This is a genomic window from Paraburkholderia sp. MM6662-R1, assembly GCF_050436245.1.
Lineage (GTDB): Bacteria > Pseudomonadota > Gammaproteobacteria > Burkholderiales > Burkholderiaceae > Paraburkholderia > Paraburkholderia tuberum.
In genome coordinates this window covers 2,492,265-2,514,191 of sequence record NZ_JBNDLV010000004.1, presented here as the reverse complement: position 1 = coordinate 2,514,191, position 21,927 = coordinate 2,492,265, and the positions used below count along the sequence as shown (strand labels likewise).

The window sequence follows — 21,927 nt, the reverse complement described above, 5'->3', positions numbered from 1 at the left end:
TTTAGCGTAGCTTTCCCTCAACATCCTCTCTGAAAAAGGCGCAACACAATCGTTTAAACATTGTTAGATTTTGTCCCGGTCGAGTTGTCATTCGAGGCAGTCGGCCTGGTCGGGCGAGCAACTCAAAGCCCTCGTTTTGAATGAGGCATTCGACTGCTTCACATTGTTGGCCGACGCGATGACGCGCCGCGAGACGGACCATCAGCGGGTGATGCGCAGCGTTAGGGCCGCCGGAAAAAAAAATGCGGCGCTGCCCCTGTCGAAGCAACGCCGCTCACAAACACTACACACGCTCGCCGGGGTCTAACCGCACGAGTAACGTCACGTTAGCCGAGAGAAAAGCCGTGCTCAAGATGAAAGAACTTCCTTTGTAACCGTTGGCGAAGTAGTTATTACGCGCCGCACCAGCGGCGCGCGACGCGCAAGTCCTACACAGCGCGAGTTCGAAATTGGTATGAGTTGAAGTCCCCATCGACGGTAATTTACATACACAGACGCCTTGTTACAGTGTGGCCCCGATTGGCGTTGCTGCGGCGCGTCAGATTTTCCCCCTGCGTGTCTGCGCGGCCCGTCTGCGTTGCCTCGTTCGGTCGCTTGCCCGCGCGTTCAACGCGCGCCTTCGATGTCCGGCATAGGCGCGAACAGCGCGTCGAGATCGTCGTCCGAGAACTTTGCGGCGCCGGCCGCATCTTCCGCGAGAATGCTGTCGGCGAGCCCGGCCTTGTGCTCCTGCAACGCGACGATCTTTTCCTCGATGCTGCCGGCCGCGATCAACTTGTACACGAATACCGGCTTGTCCTGTCCCAGCCGATGCGCGCGGTCGGTCGCCTGGTTCTCGGCGGCCGGGTTCCACCACGGGTCGTAGTGGATCACCGTGTCGGCGGCGGTCAGGTTCAGCCCCACGCCGCCGGCCTTCAGGCTGATGAGGAACAGCGGCACCTCGCCCTGCTGGAACCGCTCGACCGGGCTCACGCGATCGGCCGTGTCGCCCGTCAGCATGACGTACGGGATCGCGGCTTCGTCGAGCGCCTCGGCGATCAACGCGAGCATGCCGGTGAACTGCGAGAACAGCAGCACGCGGCGTCCCTCCTCGATCAGCTCGGGCAGCATCGACAGCAGCAGATCCAGCTTGGCCGAGCGCATCGCGCGCTCGCCGCCGCCCGTGGCAGCGCCGTCCGCGATACCGCTGGCGGTGCGCACGAGCCGTGGATCGCAGCACACCTGGCGCAGCTTCAGCAACGCATCGAGCACGATGATGTGGCTGCGCGCGAGCCCCTGCGCGCTGACCGCCGCGCGCACCTTCTGCTGCATCGCGGTGCGCACGGTTTCGTACAGGTCGCGCTGCGCACCTTCGAGATCGACCGGACACACGATCGTCGTCTTCGGCGGCAGCTCCTTCGCGACCTCGTCCTTGCGACGGCGCAGCATGAACGGCCGGATGCGGCGCGCGAGCAACGCGCGGCGCACGTCGTCGCCGTTCTTTTCGATCGGATTGCGCCAGCGTCGCGTGAAGTCCTTCTGGCTGCCGAGAAAGCCCGGCAGCAGAAAATCGAATTGCGACCACAGCTCGCCGAGATGATTCTCGAGCGGCGTGCCCGTCAGGCCCAGCCGATGCCGCGCCCGCAAGCCGCGAATCGCCTGGGCGGCTTTGGTGGTCGCGTTCTTCACGTACTGCGCCTCATCGAGAATCAGCAGATGATAGTCGTGCTCGGCGAGCACCTTCTGATCGCGCCACAACAGCGCATAAGTGGTCAGGATCAGCTCGGCTTCGCCGATCTGCTGGAAACGCTCCTTTCTCTGCGGCCCGTTCAGCACCAGCACTTTCAGCTCCGGCGCAAAGCGGCGCGCTTCCTCGCGCCAGTTGTGCACGAGCGTGGTCGGCACGACGATCAGCGCGGGATGCGTGAGCCGCCCCGCTTCCTTCTCGGCGAGAACGTGCGCGAGCGTCTGCACGGTTTTGCCGAGGCCCATGTCGTCGGCGAGCACGCCGGCCAGATCCTGTTCGCGCAGGAACTGCATCCAGTTCAGGCCCTGGTGCTGGTACCCGCGCAGCTCGGCCTTCAGCCCGCGCGGCACCGGCACTTCGCGCAGGCCCGGACCGGCTTGCAGACGGCGCGCGAGCTCGCGGATCGAATCGTCGCCGCTGAACTGCCAGCGGCCGGTGTCGTGCAGCGCATCGAGGCGACCCGCATCGACCGCGGGCACGCGCAGCGGCGCGCCTTCGGCAAGCGCGCCGCCGAGCGAATCGAACAGATCGACCAGCACGCGCACCACCGGCTTCAGACGATCGGCGCGCAACCGCAGGCGCTTGTTCTCCTCGGTCTTCAGCTCGATCGGCTCGTCGTCTCGAATACGCTCCAGCGCGCCGGAGAGCCAGCGCCGGTCGCGCCGGAACAGATCGGCCAGCAGCGGTTCGAGCCGCACGTTGCGCTCACCGACGCGGATGCCCATCTCCAGATCGAACCAGCCGTCGCCGGCCTGCTGCGCGGTGCCGTCGATCGCGTCGATCTCGATCACGTTGTAGCGGAACTCGGGCGCCATCGTCACGCGCCAGCCCTTCGCGACCAGATCCGGCACCGCGTCGTTGACGAACTCGGACCACGCGTCGGTGTCGGGCAGACCGAGCATCGTGTCGGGCAACAGACGCGACGCATGCAGGTTGCGCGTCGGCACCTTTTGCAGACCGGTCTTGCGCAATTCCAGCAGACGCTTTTTCTCGGCGTCGTAGCGCCGGCGGATGTGAATCACATCGCCGCCCGGCAACGGCACCAGCGTCACGCTGCTGTCGGCGTTGATGCTGACACCGTCGTAGTCGAAGCTCGCGGCGGCCAGTTCTACCGCGGCGGACTTGCGCTCCGCGGCCTTCGCGGCCTTCGCGGTTTTTGCCGTTTTGATGCCCTTCCCCGCGCCGGGCAGCGCATGGCTGTTCAGCGTCAGCACCGGCACCGGTTCGACGTCGATCACCCGAATCGCGGGCGCGTCGTGGGTCGGCGGCAGCGGCAGCTCGGGCGCGATCTCGCGCAGCACCGACGCGACGAGCGGCGCCTCGGCGAGCGAGATCGGCGGCATCGCGAGGTAGTCGGGCAGTTGCTGGAACGGCAGCGACAGTGGCACGACGCCCGCCTCGTTGGCGACGCCGTCCACGTACCAGACCGGCTCGGTCGGCAGCACCATGCTCGCGCGCGGTTCGGTGCGCAGTACCGGGCGCAGGCGCTCGTCGGCGAGCGGCTCCCATTCGATGCGCCCGAGGCGGTCGGCGGCGCGCGCGAGCGGCGTCGGTCCGGCCTGGCCCGGCGCGATCCCGAAGTCGAAGAACAGGCGCCCGGTCGCGATCAGCTTCTGCAGCGTTTCCGCGCCACTCGTGCCTCGCAGCACGAACTGGCCCAGGTCCTCGCGCGAGCGACCGAGCCATAGGCCGCGGAGGATCGACAGGTCTTCGTCGGACACGAAGCGCGGCTGCCTGAGCAGCGCGCCTTCGACGTCGCCCCAGCTGTCGCCGACTTCGACGATCACGCCGTCCGCGTCGCAACGCGCGCGATGCAGCACGACTTCGTGGCGCATATGAAAACGCGACCAATTGAGCCGATAGGCGAGCGTTTCCCTGCGCGTGGCGTCGAGCTTTCGGGCGGCGTCTTTTCCGGCGGCGTCGGCCGCGCGGGCGCGCGCGCGAAAACGCTCGAGCCAGCTGACCAGTTCGGGTCGCACACCTTGAGATGAAGATGGCGCCGGCGGCGCGCCCGGCACCGTAATCCGTCGCGCGATGAACACCTCCGACGTCGCCGGGTCACTGCCGTCCTCGACCTGCGTGATGTGATCCATCTCGTCGTGGTAGTCGAGTTCCGCGAGCAGCAGCGCCGCGACGTGCTTGCAATTGCGGCCGACCGGGCACGTGCATTTGCCTTCGGCCGACGGCGACCCGCCATCGGTACGAAAGCGAACCCGCGTCAGGTACGGCCGCGGCTGCGAGCCCTGCACTTCGCCCGACAGCGTGTCTCCCTGCCATTTGACGTTGCTGACCGCGCCCACCGAGCGCGCCTTGGCGACGGTGTGCTCACCGAGCCATTCCGCAATCCTTTCCCGATCGAAGAAAACTGATGACATCCGCGTGCATTCCTGTTCAAACCGGCGAAGGCAAGCGCGCGTGGACCATGACGGGGCGCCGCGCGACGCCCGGCCGATTCTGTCCAGTTGCGATTTGCCAGTGATAACCGGCCATTTTACGCGTTGGACGAAAATCGCCAGGGCGGGCGATCTGGACAGTTCGGCAGCAACCCGGTCAAGCTGCGGCTCGACCCATATTAGCGTTCGCCGCGGGCCATGCTGCCCCACACCCCGTCGCGCAGGATCAGCCCATGCAACAACGCCGCCGCCAGATGCAGCAGCACCGTCGCGAACAACGCGAACGCGAGCCACGTATGTAGCGCGCGCAGCAGCGCGAACAGCGCGACGTCGTGCGGTGCGATCGGCGGCAGATGCAGCGGACCGAACAGCGTGACCGGATAGCCGGCCGCCGATAGCATCGCCCAGCCGATCAGCGGCATCGCGAGCATCAGCCCGTACAGCACGAGGTGCGACGCATGCGCCGCGATTCGTTGCGGCTTCGACATGCGCGCGGGCAATGGCGGACTGCCGCGCATCACGCGCACCGCGAGCCGCACCAGCACGAGCAGCAGCAACGCGATGCCGAGCGGCCGATGCAGCGCGACCAACGCATCATGGGCACGCGATACCGTCGCCACCATGCCCACGCCGATAAACAGCATCGCGACGATCAGCGGCGCCATCGTCCAGTGCAGCAGCCGCGTGAGCGGACTGAAGTGAGTGCGGGTGCGCGTCATGAAGGCTCTCCGTTTGGCTGGGTTCGATGGATCTCGGGATGCAGCGCCTCCTCGCGCGTGCGGCGTTGGAACGACTGTGCGTAGGCCGCAGAGCGCGCGGCGAGCAGCGGATCGTCCGATGGCGCGATGCCGGCGGGCACGATCGTCGGATCGAAGTTGATGTCGCGGCAGGCGCCGTCTTCCTGCGACGTGGTGCGTTCGATCACGAGCGTCCCCGCGTCGACGCGCTGGCGGTCGTCGGGCCACTGCAGCGTCGCGTCGCTGATCGGGTCGCCAGGTTGCGCGACGGTCAACAGCAGATGCCAGCGCAACGGTCCGTGTTGCAGACGCTCGTCGAGATCGGCGGCGAGGAAGTTCTTTTCGGCCTGCTGCGCCGCGGTGATCGGCGCGTAAGGCGTGTCGGGCACGACGGCCCAGCGCACGGCGCGCGTCGTGCCGTGGGCATCGGTAAACAGAAACGCGTCGATGCCGTAGTACGCGGCGTTCGCGAGGCTCGACGACGGCGCGTGCGACTTGACCCAGCGCTGGAACGGCTGCGTCTCGGGATTGGCCGCGTAGAACGCCTTCAGCTTCGCGGGGTCCGGTTTGCCGGTCGCAGGGTCGGGCTTCGCGGCCAGCAATTGCTGATAGAACTGTGCAGGCGTATGCACCGCGAACACCGGCGTCGAGTTCATGCCGGTACGCCACTGTTCGCCATCGCGAAGCCGGAACTGCAGCGCGAGACTGCGCACCGGCGAGCTCGTATCGGGCGCGGACGGATTGCCGCCGGGCACCGCGAAGCGACCCGACACCGGCGTGCGGCCCGGCGCGAACACTGCCGCGTGCGACAGCGCCGCGCCATTGCCGTTGCTGTCGAAATAGCCGTCGACGCACAGGCCCTTGGCATGATTGCGTCGATAGCCGGGATGCGGGCCCGCGACCGCCTCGAACGTATCGATGATGCGCGGGGCGGTCAGACGCGCGGGCGTCAGCCACCCCGCGGTGTAGGCGAAGCCGCCCGCGAGCGCGAGCGCGACCGCGCCGATCGCGGCGAGCCGGCATGGCACGCAGATCGGGCGCGGGTCGGAGCCGGCGGGGTTGGGTTTGGGTGCGAAGGGTGGTGTCACGGAAACTCCTTGCCGGATGGATCGACGATTCGGTCGACGAATCGACCAACGTACGGGCAAACACGCCTCGCTACGGTCTATTCCATCCGGCCCTGGCGCGCACATTCAAACCCATTCGCGCGCCAGTGGCCGATGCTGCTTCAATGGGTGCCAACAGCCGGCGCTCCCGAGTTCGCGACGTGGCTCGCGGCGAGCGCCGCTTGCGCGGCGAGCGCCTGCTTGCGCTGCTCGACCTGACGTGCGAACACGGGACTGACATCGGGATACGACGCGTCGGTGATGTAGTCGAGACCGTTCTGCTGCGCCTCGATCAGTTCCTGGTACACCTGAGCGCGTGTCTTGCCCTGCGCAAACGCGCTCGACGAAGCGGCGAGAACGACGAGCGACAAAGCAACGAACGAAAGCTTTTTCATGATCGACTCCTTGGAGAGTTATGCGGGTTCGCACCAGGGAGAACCACGGGTGGGCAGCGTTTATTCCTGTATTCGTGGCGTGAAAAAAACATCGCCGGCGCGGGGAATAAATGTCCCCGCCGCCGTGTTTGCCGTCCGATAGCAGCAATCAAGACCGCGCATCATCATGACCTCGACTCACCGCCCCTGCGGCGCTCCGCTCTCCGAAGACGACATTCAGGCCTATGCGGACGGCACGCTGACGCCCGAGCGCGCCGCGTCGCTGCGCGACTATCTCGGCAAGCATCCGGCGGAAGCACGGCGTGTCGCCTTTTACGACCGCTTGAACGCGCAGATCCAGGCCACGTTTCAGACCGCCGAGGAGCCCGCGCCTGGGCGCCTCGGCGGATCGCGCCCGCTGCGCATGCGCCCGCAACCGGGTGGTCGCGCACGCCGAACACTGGTCGCGCTCGTCGCGCTCGCGCTGATGCTGAGCGCCATCAGCGGTTGGCTCCTGGCGACTCAGGTGTCGGCACGAGCGCTCGATAATGCCGCCGTGATGGCGCTCGCCGAAGCCGCCGCACGGCCCTTTTCCTCGGCATCGCCGACGCGCGTCGATCCAGCCGCGCCGGATCTCGGCGCGATCGGCCTGCGCCTCGTCGAGCAACGCGTGCTGCGGCTCGGGCCATTGCAGCGCGCGGACGAACTCGTCTATCTGAACGGCGATCAGCAACCGGTGGTCGTGCTGTCGGCCGCGGCGCCGTTTGCGCGGGAAGAGCCGCAGTGGGCCGCGCGCCGCATCGGCGAGCTGCGGCTGTTGACGTGGACCGCGCAGCGGCAGCGTTTCGTCGTCGCGGGCAATGCGCGCACCCACGGCCTGATGCGCGCCGCCGACGTGATGAGCGCTCGCTGACGCCGGTGCGCGCGGCCCTCGCGGAATAAAATGCGCTGACAGGTGTTTGCAGTTCGAACGCATCGTGCGACGGAAGCCTCCGCGACCGGTCCGGCGCGTACCGATACCGACGCGAGTGAAGCCGATGCCACCCCCACGCCCCTTGACCGGGATCAACCATGGATGTCCGTGACGAGTTGATCGAGCACGTGCCGCGTCTGCGGCGCTATGCGCGGGCGCTGATCAACAATCGGGAGCTCGCCGACGACCTCGTGCAGGACACGCTCGAGCGCGCGCTCGGCCGCACCCGTCTGTTCCAGCCGGGCACCGATCTGCGCGCGTGGCTGTTCACGATCATGCACAACGTCTTCGCGAATCAGGCGCGCAAGGCGTCGGCGCGCGCGGTCCACGTCGCGGTCGACGACGACAGCATCGCCGAAAGCGAGCTCGCGGTGCCGTCGGGCCAGACGCGTTCGCTCGAAATGCGCGACCTCGACTACGCGTTGCAGCGGCTGCCGGTCGAACAGCGCGAGGTGGTGCTGCTGGTCGGTCTCGAGGAGATGAGCTATGCCGATGTCGCGCTCGCGCTGAACGTTCCGATCGGCACGGTGATGTCACGGCTCTCGCGCGGACGCGAACGGCTGCGAGCTTTGATGGCGGGCGCCCAGCCCGGTGCGAAATTACAGGTGGTGCGATGAGCGAGCCGCAAATGCCGATCGGCGAAGAAGACTTGCACGCGTACGTGGACGGCACGCTGTCCGGCGAGCGGCGCGACGAGGTGGAGCGCGCGCTCGAACAGAATCCGGAGCTAGCCGCGCGCGTCAGCGATTACTTTTCGCTCAATGGTCTGCTTCACGAGCGCTACGACCGCGTGCTCAGCGAGCCCGTGCCGAAGCGTCTGCAGACCGGTGCGCCGCGCCGCGCGCGAGCAGCCGCGAACTGGCCGCGTTTTGCCGCGCAGTTCGCGGGCATGGCCGCGGCGCTCGTGCTCGGCCTGGGCATCGGCATGCACAGGAACGATCTGATTCCACCCGTTGCGATCGATCGAACCGACCCAGGGGCCGAAACGCAAGCCGGAAATCGTCCGGTCAGCGCGGACAGCGCCGAGGGCTTCGCGCGCCAGGCGGCGCTCGCGCACGTCGTCTACATGCCGGCGATCGACCGGCCGGGCGACATGAGCGCCGATCGCGAGCAGGACTTCGTGCAATGGCTCGCGAACCGGCTCGGCACCGAGGTCCATCCGCCGATGCTGTCGAAGAGCGGATTCATGCTGTCAGGCGGCCGCCTGCTGCCCGGCGACGACGGTCCGACCGCGCAGTTCATGTATCGCGGACCGAACGGCGAGCGCGTCACGCTGTGCATCTCGCACCGTCGCGAGAACGCGAATACGACCGCGTTCAAGCTGTATCAGGCGGGGCCCGTCAACGTGTTCTATTGGGTCGACGGCGATTTTGGCTATGCGGTGTCGGGTGGGATCGATCGCAAGGAGCTGCTGCAGCTCGCGCATGATGTCTATGCGCAGTTGACGGGGGCCGCGCCCGGTTGAAGCGGATGGGTTCCGCGCCGCGCGGTTCGCGCATCAACGTCGTGTCTTCTCCTGCCCCGACATGGCCGTGTCATCGCGCGCGGCGCCGCGCAGCTCACGCGGCGTTGCACCGAGCAAACGCGACATCCAGTGCGCCATATGGCTCTGATGCGCAAAGCCCGTTTCGAGCGCGATCTGGCTTGCGCTGAGGCGTCCCTGTAGCAGCAGCGTTCGCGCGCGCTCGACCCTGCGCTGTACCACGTACTGATGCACGGGCACACCGAGCGTGTCGCGAAACAGCGCCTTGAAATGCGGCACGCTCAGTTGCGCCTGCGCGGCGAGCTCGTCGAGCGTCAGACGCTGATCGAGATGCGCGTCGATAAACTCGATCACACGTGCGGCCGTGCGCGGCGCGAGCGTACGCCGCCGGTTGCCCGGCAGGGGTTCGACGCCGACCAGACGCACCAGCATCGCCGTACACAGACTTTCGGCATAGAGCGGATCGGACGCATCGTCCGCTTCGAGCTCCGCGCGCAGCGCCCAGGCGAGATGCTGAAAGCGCGGATCGCGCATCTGGAAGCGCGGGCGCAGCTGCGCGTCGGCCGAGTTCAACGCGAGTTGCTCGACCGTCCGTCGCGCGAAGTCCTCGGCAAACCAGACGCTGAAAATCGTGCAGGCGGCGTCATCGTTCCACTGACCTTCGAGCCCCGCGGGGATCACGTCGGCGTCGCCGTGCGCCTGAATCCGCGTGTGGCGGCGCGCATCGCACAGACAGCGCGCAGTCACCGGCGCACCAACGTGCACGCCCACGCGATGATGGCGAAACGCGGACATCCGATGCAAACCGGCCGACACGTTGACCAGCTCCGCACCGAAGCCTTGCCAGCCCAGCGCCCTGCTCGTGCGCACGGCGATGCGCGAGCCGCTGTGCGGCGCAGGCGCGGGAATCGGGGTGACGGCGTTCATCGCTTGTCTCCTGAGTGAGCTGAATGACGGCGAGATGCCTGCATTGTGCGGCGTTTTTGGCAGGTTCGCCGGCGTGACGGAATTTCGTAGCTCGCGAACAGCCAACGCGATTCGCGCGACCTGCGCGACCTGCGCGACCTGCGCGGCATCGGCGTAAAAAATCATCCAGATCTGCGCAAAGTCATCCAGATCTGAGCGCCTCGCGAGCACCGCGTCCGTACCATCACGTCATAGCGATCCTCAAAAGGAGCACAACGTGTTCGTCATTTTCGGAGCGACCGGTCACGTGGGACAGGCGAGCGCAACCGCCTTGCGTCGCGCGGGCCACCAGGTACGCGCGGTGGTGCGCCACGCCACGCAAGCCGAAGCGCTCGCGGCAATCGGCTGCGAGCTCGCGATCGCCGACCTGAACGACCCACGGCTGGTCGCGCGCGCGATCGACGGCGCGCAGGCAGTGCAATGGCTCTGTCCGGTGCCGCGAGCGCATGACGATCCCGCGGCCGCGATGCGGCGCATCATCGACGCGGGCGTCGCGGCTTTGCGCATGAGCGCGCCACCGCGGCTCCTCGCGCTGTCCGACTACGGCGCCGAGCACGCGGATGGCACCGGCATCACGACGCTGTTCCACTACCTCGAAACGCAGTTGCGCACCGTCGCGTCGTCGCTGATCTTGTTGCGCGCCGCCGAGCACATGCAGAACTGGGCACGCGTGCTGCCGGTCGCGCTCGGCCGGGGCGCGCTGCCGAGTCTGCATGATCCGCTCGACAAGCTGTTTCCGACCGTCGCGGCGCAGGACGTCGGCGAGCTTGCCGCGCAGTTGCTGCTCGATGAAGGGCCTTCGCGCGCGACGCCACGGGTGGTCAGTATCGAAGGGAAAGAGCGGGTAAGCGCGCTCGACGTCGCGCGTACCTTGGCGGATCTGTCCGGGCGGCCGGTTATCGCCCACCGGGTGCCGCGCGACGAATGGAGTGCCGTGCTGCGCGGCGCCGGGCGCGGCGAGCGGCACGCCCAACTGATCGTCGATCTGTACGACGCGCACAACGCTGGACGCATCGACGTCGAGGCGAATATCAGCGAGCGACGCTTCGGCGCCACCACGTTGCGACAGGTGTTGAGGGCGCTGCTATCGGGCGTGGCCGGTACGGCAGCGGCGGCGCGGTGATCCGCGTGGATGTAGGGCAAGCGGACGGCGTGGCGCGGCGCGAACAGCGTCGAAGGCGTTCAACACTGGAGAGACAGCATGCAGACCTGCCCGTTGCTTCGCGCATCGATCGACGCCAGATCAACGAAAAACGCAATGCGACGGATGAAGTGCGTAGCGTCAACACCGTCAACGCACCCGAGCTCACGCGCCGAGCGCTGGCTGCGCATAGCGATAAGGCTATCGAGCTTCATGGGCTGGCGCGCGCTTGCCAACCTGCTCGCCGCGATTCCCGACAGCAATGACGATTTCGGCGTGTTCTAGGTTCTCAGTCATGAGCCGCGGGCGGCTCAAGCGGCGCTGAAGGTGCTGGCCTGGTGGCAAGCACCGCTAGCCGCCGCCAACCCGCTTATCGAGGCGGTCTACTCGTTCTCGTCGAAATGGTGACGCGGGCGAGCCTTCTCGTACAAACCTACGCCAACGCTTACGCCGGACCACTGAGAGGTTGATACCGTCAGCGATACAGTCGGGTCACGGCCTTTTTCAACGCGATCAACCCTGAACCAGGGTTCGAGCTTCTCTGACCACAACGACGACTTTTAAGGTACAACCACGAGCTGAGGTCTTAATGCAGCGCCGCTACGTAGCCGCGCTAGCTACGATCGGTCTGCTGTGACATTCCGCCGGCAAGCTTCGGTTCGCGCTGGCGGACCTGCACGCGCAGCGAACAGAGCAGTGGCGATCAACCCGCTCCGAAGCGCGGCGGATTTCATGCGGTCAATGGGTATTTTCTGGACGCGGAACGGGGGTGAGGCTGTGGGACCGCCTTCACGTCAGTTGCGATTTTGCCTGTCGCCATCAGCGCCCTTTTCGCTGAGGGTTTGGTCTACATCTTCTCCTTCACACCGGAACGAATCAGCCACCAGTTCACAGGGTAGCTCGTTACGAAGCCCGCGAGCATGGCGATCTGCATGGCGAACCAGAACTCCGAACTTGTCACGTTCGCGATGCCGCCAAAAACCGGCTTGAACCATAGGAACTGAATGATCGCCATTGCTCCATACATGCCAATCTGCCACGCGGTTATCGAGGCAATATCCGCTTTGACTGCAGCGATCACGCCCTGTCCAATTGACAGGTCGCGCATCGGCTTTATGGTGAAGTACTGAAAACCGATTCCTAGCAGAAAGGCGATCATGAAGTCTGGGATCCAGACGGCAAAAGTTTTCTCGTTGAATACGCTGTGCCATCCGAACCACACCGCCAACCCTGGAAACGCAAACGCTGACCATTCGACAACAATGTCGCCGAGTGTGCAACCAGCGCCGCAATGACTAGTGCCTTTCATCACGATCACTGTGAACGGTTGCGTTTTATCGCCAGCTTCGGCGGCGAGCACGTTGCGTCCCCATGCATAATAGGCAGCAAGCCAGAGAACTGTGCCGAATAGCGTGGTCAGCGGCCAAACCAGGCTCATGATCCACATCTTCTGCGGATGTCTTACCTCGTCAGTCACAATGATGACGGCACACACCACGCCTAACACAATCCAGGCGATCGACAGACTATGGAGCCAGGCTGGAAAAGTACCGTAAGTCATCGTTGGTCTTGAAAGGCTTTGCACCGATAGCGCACAGAAGAGCGACTGCCGTTCCGGCTCTGCAAGATTGGCTGATGAACAACGGCTGGATTCGGGCAGACGCCGGGTTACAGGTCTCCTGATGACCAAGCGAGATTGCACGTCAACCGAACGGTCGCGATGCATCGTTAAGCACGTCGCCGGGGCGCGAAAAGGACGATCAGAGAATAGCGACGATCCCGCTCGGCACGTTGCCCGGGCCATCGGTCAGAATCGCAAGAAGTGAGTTTGGCCTCGCGTTGGCGCGGCCTCCGAAACGCTCCGACAGATCAAACCAGTAGGTCGAGCGATCGACTCTGCCGTCAGAGGAGCGACTGCGCCACCTGTCTCGACTTCAATCCGGCGTGCGTCTCCGGCCCGCGCTATGCGAGTGGCGAGAGGTCGCGCCGGTTCAGAACAGCTGGTGCAACAGAAAACACCTTACATCGGCATCCCATCTCAAGTCGCGCCAGCTCATTCCTGTCTTTTCACCGCGCTGTTACGCGTATTGCGCTCGATCGCTGTGAGCAGTAGCAGCAAAGTCAGGAAACCTGTCAACGCGAGAAGAATTCCCAGCGACGAACCGAACTGAGCGTTTTTGCCCTCTGCCGCCTGAACGGCGCTTTGGGCCGCATCAATCCGCCCAATCTTGACACGGGCATACTGATCCATGGCCGCTGCAACATACCGCTCGCGGTTGTCCCATTCCCACGTAGCAGCGTGCTGCCCGGCAGTCGCAACAACGTCGGACAGTTCATCCAGGAACTGCTGTCGGTCGGCTTGGGGAATACGCTCGAGCCACGCCTTGAGCAGCGGTTGGCTTGCATTATTCTGGTTCAACAGGGCATTAAGCGGAGCGGGGATAATGAATCCCGCGGCGCCAGCGACATTCGCCATGGCGTTGCCGTTCGCGCTGCCGATTTTCAGACCGTCGTTGGCCGCCTCCGAACCCGCTATCGAAGAGAGTACCTCGCTCGCGCTGACGGGCGGATCTGTGATAACAGCTGCCGTCCTCGGAATGCCAAGCGCAAACATTAATGCGATCATCGCCAGGATGGCGCCAACCAGCGCGACGAGACATAGCACGCGCGCCATGCCCAATAGACGCTTTTCGATTCTGTCTGCGATCCCCATATGAACTCCGTCGATGTCTGTTCGACCTACCGTCGCCTTTGCCTCACGGCTTGCGCAGATAACGCTCCGAGAGCGCCTCGTACAGCGGTGGCGCAAAAAAGCGCGAGACGCGACTCGCGATGAGCGCCGTGGCCATCAGCGAGATAACGAGCGCGTGCCCGTTGATCATCTCGATGACGATCACGAACGCCGTGATTGGGCTCTGGGTGACCGCCGCCAGATAGCCGACCATGCCGAGCGCGATGAGCATCGGAAGCTGGATCTGCGAGAACGCCATGTGAACCGTGTTGCCGATGCCAGCCCCGATCGCGAGCGACGGGGCGAACAGGCCTCCGGGCGCGCCTGGCAGATACGACCCCACCATCGAGACCATCTTCAGGAGCGGGTATGCCGCGCTGACATGCGCGCTGCCTTCCAGCATGCTCCGCGCTTCGGCATAGCCGCTGCCAAATGTATGGCCATTGGCGCTCACGCCGACGAGCGCAATGACCAGGCCGCATAGCGCGCCGAACAGCACAGGCCGCTTCACGCGCAGTTCGAGCAGAACTTCGGGCATCCAGCGCTTCGTGTTGAGCAACAGCCAGCAGAAGCATCCCCCTAGCGCGCCCGCAAGGACACCGATCAGCACTACGGCGAGGCTGAGCCATCGGGGCAATCCCGACCCGATATCGATCGTGCCGAAATACACATAGTTTCCCTGCAGCCCAAGTGAAACGACGCCAGCGAAGATGATTGCCGTGATCAGCACGCCGCTCGCGCGCTGCTCGAAGCTGCGCATGAGTTCCTCAATGGCGAACACCACGCCTGCGAGCGGAGCATTGAATGCCGCCGACAAACCGGCGGCCGCACCCGCGAGCGCGAGTCTGCGCTCCAGCACGCCCGGCCGGATCGCCAGAAAACGACTCGGGTAAAAGCGCCTCAGGCTGAACATCAGGGCGGCGCCAACATGAATGGTCGGACCTTCGCGGCCGATGGTAAAGCCACCGAGCAGGGCCAGGAACGAGACCAGAATCTTTCCAACGAGAATACGCAGTGTGAGCAGCCGTGGCCCGAGTTCGTTCGGCCCGTGCAGCATGGCGATCACCTGGGGGATACCGCTGCCCTCGGAACCGTCAAAGAAGCGCCGTGTAAGCCACACCGTAACGGCGCCTGTTGCGGGCGCCACAATCAGAGGCAGCCAGAACCGGTCAGCCGCATAGCGAAGGAACACAGCGTAGCCGAAATCGATCAGCTTCGCGTAAAGCACCGCGACCAGGCCTACGGCGATCGCCCCCAGCCAGAACACGCCATAGTGGAGCCATAACCGGTTGATGCGCTGCAGCTTTCGACGGTCCATCAGCGCGAGAATGCGCACGATCTGTTCCCCTGTTTTTCTTCTGGGTTTTTTCCGGCGACGCCCTCACGGGCTGCATTTCGCGCCAGAAGCGCGACTCAGGCTTTCCGCGGTGACGGAACCTTCATATTGAACGCGATTGCGAGCCAGCACAATATGAGCCCGGAGCACGCATAAAACACCGCGTTCGCGCCATCGTGTTTTAGAAGCCAGCCGCCAACCACGCCGCCGAGGGCAAGGCCGATCGACTGCGTGGTGTTGTATACGCCCGTGGCCGCACCCTTCCGATCGCCCGGCGCGAGCTTCGAGACGAGCGAGGGCTGCGACGCTTCGAGGATGTTAAAGCCGAGGAAATACACGAACAGGACGGCGGGCACGATAACGAGTGTATGTTCGAGCGAGCCAAGCAATAGCTGGCCAATGAGGATCAGACCGATTGCAGAGACGACCACGGCCTTCATTTTCCCCCGCTTCTCCGCGGCAATGATGGCCGGCACCATCATGACGAACGCAATACCCATGACCGGCAGATAGACCTTCCAGTGCAACGAGACCGGCAGCCCTGCGTCGACGAGCAGGCGAGGCACCACAAGGAACAGCGCCGTTTGCGTGGCGTGCAGTACGAGCACGCCGAAGTTCAGGCGCAGCAGCTCGACGTTGTGGAGCACTTCCGCAAATGGCGCCCGCAAGTGGACGGGCCGGTTCGGCGAATCCGGCACGACCCAGATCACCACGCCCACCGCGAGAATCGAGAGCGCGCCGACCAGCGAGAACAGGCCGCTCATCCCGAGCCAGTGGAACACCAGAGGCGCACCCACGATCGCCACCGCAAAAGAAATGCCGATCGAGGCACCCACCATCGCCATTGCTTTTGTGCGGTGCTGCTCGGCAGTGAGGTCGGCAATAAAAGCGAGCACCGCGGAGGAAACGGCGCCCATTCCCTGGATCACGCGACCGACGATTATCCAAACAATATCGTGCGCCCCCGCGGCGACGAAGCTGCCGATCGCAAATATTACGAGACCCGTCGCGATAACTGGCTTGCGGCCAACCTTGTCGGAAACCCAGCCGTAGAAGATATAGAAAAGCGATTGAGTGACGCCGTACGCCCCCAGCGCGATGCCGACCAGCAGGAGATTGTCGCCGCCGGGAATGGTTTTCGCATACACCGAAAACACCGGCATGATCATGAAGAGACCGAGCATGCGCAGTGCAAAGATCGCTGCGAGCGACAGCGTCGCTCGCAGCTCAAGCGCACTCATGCGCGAGCGGGAAGTGGCCGATGTGGAAGTTGCGCTCATATCGTGTAAAAAAAAACCCAGCAGTCGCTGGGTGAAGATAGCTGCCGATGCTGCAGTCGGACGTGCTTGACCGGCAAGCTGAGGACACGTCGAAGTCACGCGATTCCGCGCCGCACCCGCTGAAAGCCTGGTGCAATATTATGGCACGACATGATATTTCCAGGAATTTAGACGCGAAAACTTAAACGAAACTTAAAACCCGGCTCGTGAGCCAGCCGGCGTGCTGCTTGAGACCCTGGTGATCTGGGACGGCGTGCTCTCTCTTTTATGCGGCCTTCGACGATCCCCAGACGGTCATTGGAACCCTGAGCGCTGCGAGGGCTCCCGCTCCCGGAAGCGAGTCGGATGCGGCCGGACCTCTCGTCCTACGGCCGCATGACGAAGGGCACGCGCGATTTACCGCTCGCGCAGATTACGTCGGATCGCAATCATTTAGCTTCGCGACATGTCGAGAATTATGCCTCTTTCAAAATCCGAGTGGCTGGTTTGGCGGGTCAAGTACGGGCGTCAGCCCGGCGAAGCGAATACTTGACGCGCGTTGAAGAAGTAAGCTGGGACAGGGCTGGTTGCGGCAGAATGCGGCAACCAGCCCTGCAAGACAACGTGAACCGATGAACCAGACCCAACTGTTTGAAGCCGCCTTGGGGATCAAGGCGCCGTGGTACGTGCAAGGCGTCGATTTCGATGCCGCGCGGCGTGAGCTGACCATTGCCGTGGACTTTGTCGCGGGTACGCGCTTTCCATATCCCGGTGTGGCGGGCGAACACCCGGCTCACGACACCCAGATCAAGCGGCTGCGGCACCTCAACTTCTTTCAACATGAGTGCTATCTGGAGGTCCGGGTGCCGCGGGTACGTCTGCCGGACGGCTCGGTGCGCCTGATCGAACCCGACTGGATGGGCAAGCTGGACGGCTTTACGCTGCTGTTTGAAGCACTCGTGCTGGCGCTGTGCCGGGAGATGACATTTGCCGCGGTGGCACGCGTGGTGAACCTGTCGTGGCATCGGGTGAAAGCCATCTGTGACCGTTACGTGGACCTGGCCGTGGCCGCGACTGACCTGTCCGAAGTCACTGCGGTGGCTATTGACGAGACTTCGTGCCGGCGTGGCCACGACTATGTTTCGCTGGTCGCCGACATGGACGGGCGGCGTGTGGTCTTCGTCACGCCAGGCAAAGATGCCGGCGTTGTCGAACGCTTTGCCCGGCACCTGGAGGAACACAACGCAACGCCTGCGCAGATCGAGTCGGTCAGCATCGACATGTCGCCCGCCTTCATCAAGGGCGTCGAGGAGCATCTGCCCGATGCGCGGGTGACCTTCGACAAGTTTCACGTCGTCGCGCACGCGTCCAAAGCGCTTGATGGCGTGCGCCGCGCGCAGCAGAAAACCGATCCGTCGCTGAAGGGTATGCGCTGGTCGCTGCTCAAGGATGCCGGGAAGCTCGATCTCGCACAACTGACCGATCTCGAGGCCCTGATCAGCCAGTACACCACCAACCGCACCGCGCGTGCGTGGATGTACCGCGAGCAGCTGCGCGAGATTCTCGATCGCAAACAGATCCACGTCGTCTCCAAAATGCTTCGCCGGTGGTGCGGCAACGTCATGCGCTCGAAAGTCGAACCCATGAAGGACGTCGCGCGCATGATCCGTCGTCATTTCGACGGCATCATCGCGTGGGCGCAGACGCGTCAGACCAACGGATTCATCGAAGCGATCAACGGCCTGTTTCAGGCCGCCAAACGCAAGGCACGGGGATACGCCAGCTTCAAGACCATGCGCACCGTGCTGTTTCTCATCGCGGGCAAGCTCGACTTCTCAGCACTCAATCCGCATGCCTCGTGAGCCGCATTACCCACTGAGTTTTTAAAAGAGCCAGAATTATTGATCCGATGCGGCAGGTCGCTAATGAACGTCAGGTCGCATCTGCAGACTTATCGCGTCTATCCCCTGGAACGCTCTTGCGCTGACAACGGCATCGGCGCTGTCTCGCGATAACGAGGACATGCGCCGGCACCTCAGCGCTCCAACGGTCTAAATACCCCAGAGAATATCGTCGCCATGGCGATGGGCCTCGCGCATCATGTCGAGCAATGGCCAGGCGCGATGTTCGACGGTCGCGGCCGCACTGTTTGAACTATGGTCGTTCGGCACGTGATGGAGGACGTTGAGGGCTAATTCAGTGCGTGTCTGATCTTCGATAGCGCGTTCAAGTCGCGTTATCATCGTACCCAGTTCGTCGTGGCTGATGACGCCACGAGTGGCGACTTGCTTACCAATGGCTGCGAGGAGATATTCCGCGAGGTTCCGCAGCATGACGACGTCCGGAGTTGAACGGCACTTGAACGTAACAAGCATACAGACCTCTCCGCGAAGGACAACTGTGCCGCCGAGGCGGCCGCCTGATGCAATCGACGCTTATAACCAGCAACGAGGCTTGCGCTAATCTCGATATCCAAAGTGTAGGCCAATATGTCACATTGTGCTATATAAAGATCAGATGCGCGGACCGTACCTTACCGGCGCGCAGGCAGGTCGACATGAATCTAACTCGCGGGCAGCGCTCATTAGCTGCGCACGACGTTCGTTGTGTTGTGGCATAAGCGGAGGCAATAAATGCCATGATCGACTGCTCTTTGGGGGCGTGATGACCCTCCAGAATAAGCGAACGCTAAATTGTCCCTCTGTACCGCCAGGGACGCTTTGGCATCGCGGACAGATTCATCGTGCGCTCGCGGACGAGGCGGGATGCCCGGCAGGCTTCGAAGCCATTTGTGCGGTTTGTGCGTGCTGAGGAATGGCGTCCAGGTCGACCCAGTCATACCGCACGCTCGCCACCGCCTGCCGGAGGGCGTCATTTGCTTGATAGTACTGGTGATGAGAGATCAGCCTCGCAGCGTCATTGACGTCCGCGATCACCAGTTTTAGCGGAACGAGTTCCATGGTGTAGGCAACGTTGATATTCGCGACCTTCAGGGCGTTGAGCGCCTGATCCCGCTGACCTTGCTTGATGTGCTCATTCGCGGATGCCACCGCTTTGGATTTCTCGGAAGACTGGGCGAGATTGTCGGTGATAGTTACGTCAGCGCCAACCGGAAGCCACGTCAGCTCCTGCGAAGCGTGAGCGACGTCCGCTTGGACATGCGGCGCGCCGGAAGCCGTGGGTGGAAGTTTCAAGTCTTTTTCAGCCTTGGTAAAAGCAGTATTGTCAGCCTGCGCTTCCTGCAGTGATTTCTGGGCGGCTTTTACAAGCGTGGCGGCCTCCGAACCGTTACCGTTGAAGATTGCGAGTCGCGCAAGTTCGATCTGCTGGAAGGCCTCGTTTCCTTTCCCCGAGACTTTGCCCATGTCCGACGCGACGGCCCGCGGGGACTCGGCGGCCTGCACGGTCGCACCACAATAGGCGGCGGAGAGCAACGCGCACGTGACAGCGATAACCTGATGCCTTTTCATGGTTCATTCTCCTCAGCGAGTGTCCAGTTCCAGACGTCGCATGCGGCCTTGCGCGCTCACATCGGCGGCGCATATGGCATGCGAGACTTTCACAGGGCTTGAACTTCGAACAGTTGACGCTTTAAAGCTAGGCCGTGGTGCTTAAAGGACGCTTAATAAGGAGCCATCCGGACGCAAGGCGGCAGCACTGGGTAGTGCGAAGAACCGGACCTCGCCAGTTAGCGTTCGCATGATGTGCTAGCAGCGCGAAGCGACCACTGCCGCTTCTGATGCGCAATGACGTCAGGTTCATCGCACATACTCGTGATCATCGGCGTTAGAGGGCGCTCATTCTGCCCGTCGCTTCCGGTTAGACAAGTCTTGCTCGATCGCCGCTCATTACATGAGCGCGACTCCCTGACCAGATCTCACCGTTGGAAGTCTGGCTTGCAGTTCAGGCGGGTACTCGGGTAGTCCCTTCAAGCGCCCCGCTAACGGATCGAGCTTCCGTTGACTCCTCCCTCGCTGAACGATGGCGTTGCCAGTCAACTCGTCGCGTCCATTCGCTCCATCATTGCTCGCGTCTGCTCGACGCGCAACGCGCAGCGCATTGCGAGCCTCATCACGATCACGCTCCAGAGCGCCACTAGAAGAATGTCCCAACCGAATCCGATCACACCGAGTCCGCCACCGATGCCGCCGAGCCACGACAATAACCAGATGCCCCCAAACCACGGCAACAGCCACGCAATGTTGTTCCAGCCGAAGTCTTTCGCAGCTTTGCGCAAGACGATGTGATAGTACGCCGCGTAGAGTACGAAACCGATCGCCACCAGCGCAAACAGAAAGGTGTTCGTTGCAAAGCCAGTCCAATATATTACGAGGTTGCTGCAGATAAATGCGGCTGGCGCCAGCACGGGCGCGGCCCACATGCGAAATGGACGATGCAGTTCCGGAAGGTTACGGCGTAACACCAGCAACGCGATCGGACCAAGACCATATGTCAGCACCGTAACCGACGTAATGTAGTCGACCATCTTCTGCCATGCAGGAAACGGCAGCAGGAAAATGGTGCCAACCACCCACATCACGAGAACCGCCAGCCATGGCACCTTGTTGCGGTTCAGCTTTGTCAGCACGCGGGGACCTGCCTCCATTTCGCCCGTAGCAAAGAGGACGCGCGATCCGCCGGTTACATACATCAGCCCCGTGCCGCCAGGCGATATATAGGCGTCGATGTATAGAAGCGTCGCCATCCAGCCGAGCCCGAGCGTCGCGGCAAGTCCAGCGAACGGTCCCATTTCCCCCTTGAAGCTGAGGTGTGCCCATCCGTGCGCGAGATCGACCGGCGACAGCGCCCAGATAAAGGCCACTTGCAACATGATGTAAACCACTGCAGCGAGCACGACCGAGCCAATCACGGCTAGCGGAATGTCGCGATGTGGATTGGCCGTTTCGCCGCCGAGGTCGATCGCAGTACGGAAGCCCAAATAGCTGAAAACGATACCTGCTGCGGGTAGTGCCGTGAACATGCCGGAGAGCTTGTAGGTGTCAGGCGCCGCACGCACGACATCCCAGTGGGTGCTCGCTGCCATCAAGCCAACGATGGTCAGTATCGGTACCAGAATTTTCCACCACGTAATGGTTGAATTGACGTTGAGCAGCCATCTGATCACCATCAGATTCAGGAGCGCGGTGATTCCGAGCAAACCGGCGCACACGAAGAAGCCCGCCAAACTCAGCACCCCGGCGGAGCCAGGACGGATCAGCCATGGCAGATAGTTGCTTGCATAAGTGACGATTGCTTCGGCTTCGACTGCAGGCACCGGGACATAGGCGAGGAAGAGCAGCCAGCACCACAACCTTCCAAGTCCGTCGCCATGGCTCGCGTGGCTCATATGAACCAGCGCCCCACTACGTGGAAAAACGGCGGCAAGCTCCGCGAAACATAGCGCAATCAGCATGATGATGACAGCGCCAAGCGCCCAACTGCCTATGCTCAACGGACCGGCTATTCTCGATGCATGGTAGGCGCCGAACAGCCACCCTGAACCAATCATGCTAGTGGTGCTTGCGAACAGCAACCCCACTATCCCAGCATCGCGACGCAGTTTGCCCGATAGCGTCAGGTCGGAAATCGTGCTCATTTCTGGTCTCCTTGCGCCTGCCCCGGAGTTCGGTTTTTGAACCGGCGTTGCGCGAAAGAGGCGGTGCGCATCCGCGCACCGTCATACATGAACGGCTCATCCTGAA

General features: G+C 63.3%; 18 protein-coding genes. 6 read left to right on the top strand and 12 right to left on the bottom strand.

Annotated elements, in window-relative coordinates; all coding sequences use genetic code 11:
- Positions 1-606: 606 nt before the first annotated feature.
- The 4 genes from OKW39_RS41435 to OKW39_RS41420 all read right to left on the bottom strand — a co-directional run bounded on the left by OKW39_RS41435 (position 607) and on the right by OKW39_RS41420 (position 6,357).
- The gene (locus OKW39_RS41435; protein WP_429565293.1) at positions 607-4,101 is read right to left on the bottom strand and encodes an SNF2-related protein; all 3,495 of its coding nucleotides are present in this window, start codon (positions 4,099-4,101) and stop codon (positions 607-609) included.
- Positions 4,102-4,298: 197 nt separating this feature from the next.
- Positions 4,299-4,838 (bottom strand): cytochrome b, encoded by a 540-nt coding sequence (locus OKW39_RS41430; protein WP_429565292.1) that lies wholly within the window; start codon positions 4,836-4,838, stop codon positions 4,299-4,301.
- Entirely contained in the window at positions 4,835-5,890 is a 1,056-nt protein-coding gene (locus OKW39_RS41425; protein ID WP_429365579.1) for a catalase family peroxidase, read from the bottom strand. The genes OKW39_RS41430 and OKW39_RS41425 overlap by 4 nt, the downstream gene beginning before the upstream one ends.
- A 194-nt stretch (positions 5,891-6,084) precedes the next feature.
- Complete coding sequence (locus OKW39_RS41420) at positions 6,085-6,357, bottom strand: DUF4148 domain-containing protein (RefSeq protein ID WP_184049825.1); 273 nt, start codon at positions 6,355-6,357, stop codon at positions 6,085-6,087.
- A gap of 166 nt (positions 6,358-6,523) precedes the next feature.
- Between OKW39_RS41420 and OKW39_RS41415 the strand changes: the two genes are divergently transcribed.
- The 3 genes from OKW39_RS41415 to OKW39_RS41405 all read left to right on the top strand — a co-directional run bounded on the left by OKW39_RS41415 (position 6,524) and on the right by OKW39_RS41405 (position 8,774).
- Positions 6,524-7,249: an anti-sigma factor family protein gene (locus tag OKW39_RS41415; protein ID WP_429365379.1), complete on the top strand. Its 726-nt coding sequence runs from the start codon at positions 6,524-6,526 to the stop codon at positions 7,247-7,249.
- A gap of 158 nt (positions 7,250-7,407) precedes the next feature.
- Entirely contained in the window at positions 7,408-7,926 is a 519-nt protein-coding gene (locus OKW39_RS41410; protein WP_018421072.1) for a sigma-70 family RNA polymerase sigma factor, read from the top strand.
- Positions 7,923-8,774: an anti-sigma factor family protein gene (locus tag OKW39_RS41405; protein WP_429565291.1), complete on the top strand. Its 852-nt coding sequence runs from the start codon at positions 7,923-7,925 to the stop codon at positions 8,772-8,774. The genes OKW39_RS41410 and OKW39_RS41405 overlap by 4 nt, the downstream gene beginning before the upstream one ends.
- 33 nt (positions 8,775-8,807) lie before the next feature.
- Here the strand turns inward: OKW39_RS41405 and OKW39_RS41400 are convergent, their stop codons facing one another.
- On the bottom strand, positions 8,808-9,719 hold the full coding sequence (locus OKW39_RS41400; protein ID WP_429565290.1) for a helix-turn-helix domain-containing protein: 912 nt from the start codon (positions 9,717-9,719) through the stop codon (positions 8,808-8,810).
- A 256-nt stretch (positions 9,720-9,975) separates the two neighbouring features.
- On the opposite strand from OKW39_RS41400, the gene OKW39_RS41395 reads away from it, so the two are divergent.
- Complete coding sequence (locus tag OKW39_RS41395) at positions 9,976-10,881, top strand: NAD(P)H-binding protein (RefSeq protein ID WP_429565289.1); 906 nt, start codon at positions 9,976-9,978, stop codon at positions 10,879-10,881.
- Positions 10,882-11,016: 135 nt separating this feature from the next.
- Positions 11,017-11,184 carry a hypothetical protein gene (locus OKW39_RS41390; protein ID WP_429565288.1) on the top strand — a complete coding sequence of 56 codons (168 nt, stop codon included), beginning with the start codon at positions 11,017-11,019 and terminating at the stop codon, positions 11,182-11,184.
- A 562-nt stretch (positions 11,185-11,746) separates the two neighbouring features.
- Here the strand turns inward: OKW39_RS41390 and OKW39_RS41385 are convergent.
- From OKW39_RS41385 to OKW39_RS41370, 4 genes are all read right to left on the bottom strand, one after another.
- Positions 11,747-12,625: a DUF4396 domain-containing protein gene (locus OKW39_RS41385; RefSeq protein WP_429565287.1), complete on the bottom strand. Its 879-nt coding sequence runs from the start codon at positions 12,623-12,625 to the stop codon at positions 11,747-11,749.
- Between the two features lie 327 nt (positions 12,626-12,952).
- Positions 12,953-13,612: a hypothetical protein gene (locus OKW39_RS41380; RefSeq protein WP_429565286.1), complete on the bottom strand. Its 660-nt coding sequence runs from the start codon at positions 13,610-13,612 to the stop codon at positions 12,953-12,955.
- A 43-nt stretch (positions 13,613-13,655) separates the two neighbouring features.
- On the bottom strand, positions 13,656-14,948 hold the full coding sequence (locus tag OKW39_RS41375) for a chloride channel protein (protein ID WP_187610308.1): 1,293 nt from the start codon (positions 14,946-14,948) through the stop codon (positions 13,656-13,658).
- A gap of 95 nt (positions 14,949-15,043) precedes the next feature.
- Positions 15,044-16,207, bottom strand: coding sequence for an MFS transporter (locus tag OKW39_RS41370; protein WP_090805943.1), 1,164 nt, complete (start codon positions 16,205-16,207; stop codon positions 15,044-15,046).
- A 650-nt stretch (positions 16,208-16,857) separates the two neighbouring features.
- On the opposite strand from OKW39_RS41370, the gene OKW39_RS41365 reads away from it, so the two are divergent.
- Positions 16,858-18,087 carry an ISL3 family transposase gene (locus tag OKW39_RS41365; RefSeq protein WP_429562555.1) on the top strand — a complete coding sequence of 410 codons (1,230 nt, stop codon included), beginning with the start codon at positions 16,858-16,860 and terminating at the stop codon, positions 18,085-18,087.
- A gap of 189 nt (positions 18,088-18,276) precedes the next feature.
- Here the strand turns inward: OKW39_RS41365 and OKW39_RS41360 are convergent, their stop codons facing one another.
- The 3 genes from OKW39_RS41360 to OKW39_RS41350 all read right to left on the bottom strand — a co-directional run bounded on the left by OKW39_RS41360 (position 18,277) and on the right by OKW39_RS41350 (position 21,821).
- Positions 18,277-18,600, bottom strand: coding sequence for a DUF1840 domain-containing protein (locus OKW39_RS41360; RefSeq protein WP_429565285.1), 324 nt, complete (start codon positions 18,598-18,600; stop codon positions 18,277-18,279).
- A 363-nt stretch (positions 18,601-18,963) separates the two neighbouring features.
- Positions 18,964-19,695, bottom strand: a complete 732-nt coding sequence (locus tag OKW39_RS41355) for a YfdX family protein (RefSeq protein WP_429333968.1) — start codon at positions 19,693-19,695, stop codon at positions 18,964-18,966.
- A gap of 524 nt (positions 19,696-20,219) precedes the next feature.
- Positions 20,220-21,821 (bottom strand): APC family permease, encoded by a 1,602-nt coding sequence (locus OKW39_RS41350; RefSeq protein WP_184068996.1) that lies wholly within the window; start codon positions 21,819-21,821, stop codon positions 20,220-20,222.
- Positions 21,822-21,927 lie beyond the last annotated feature (106 nt).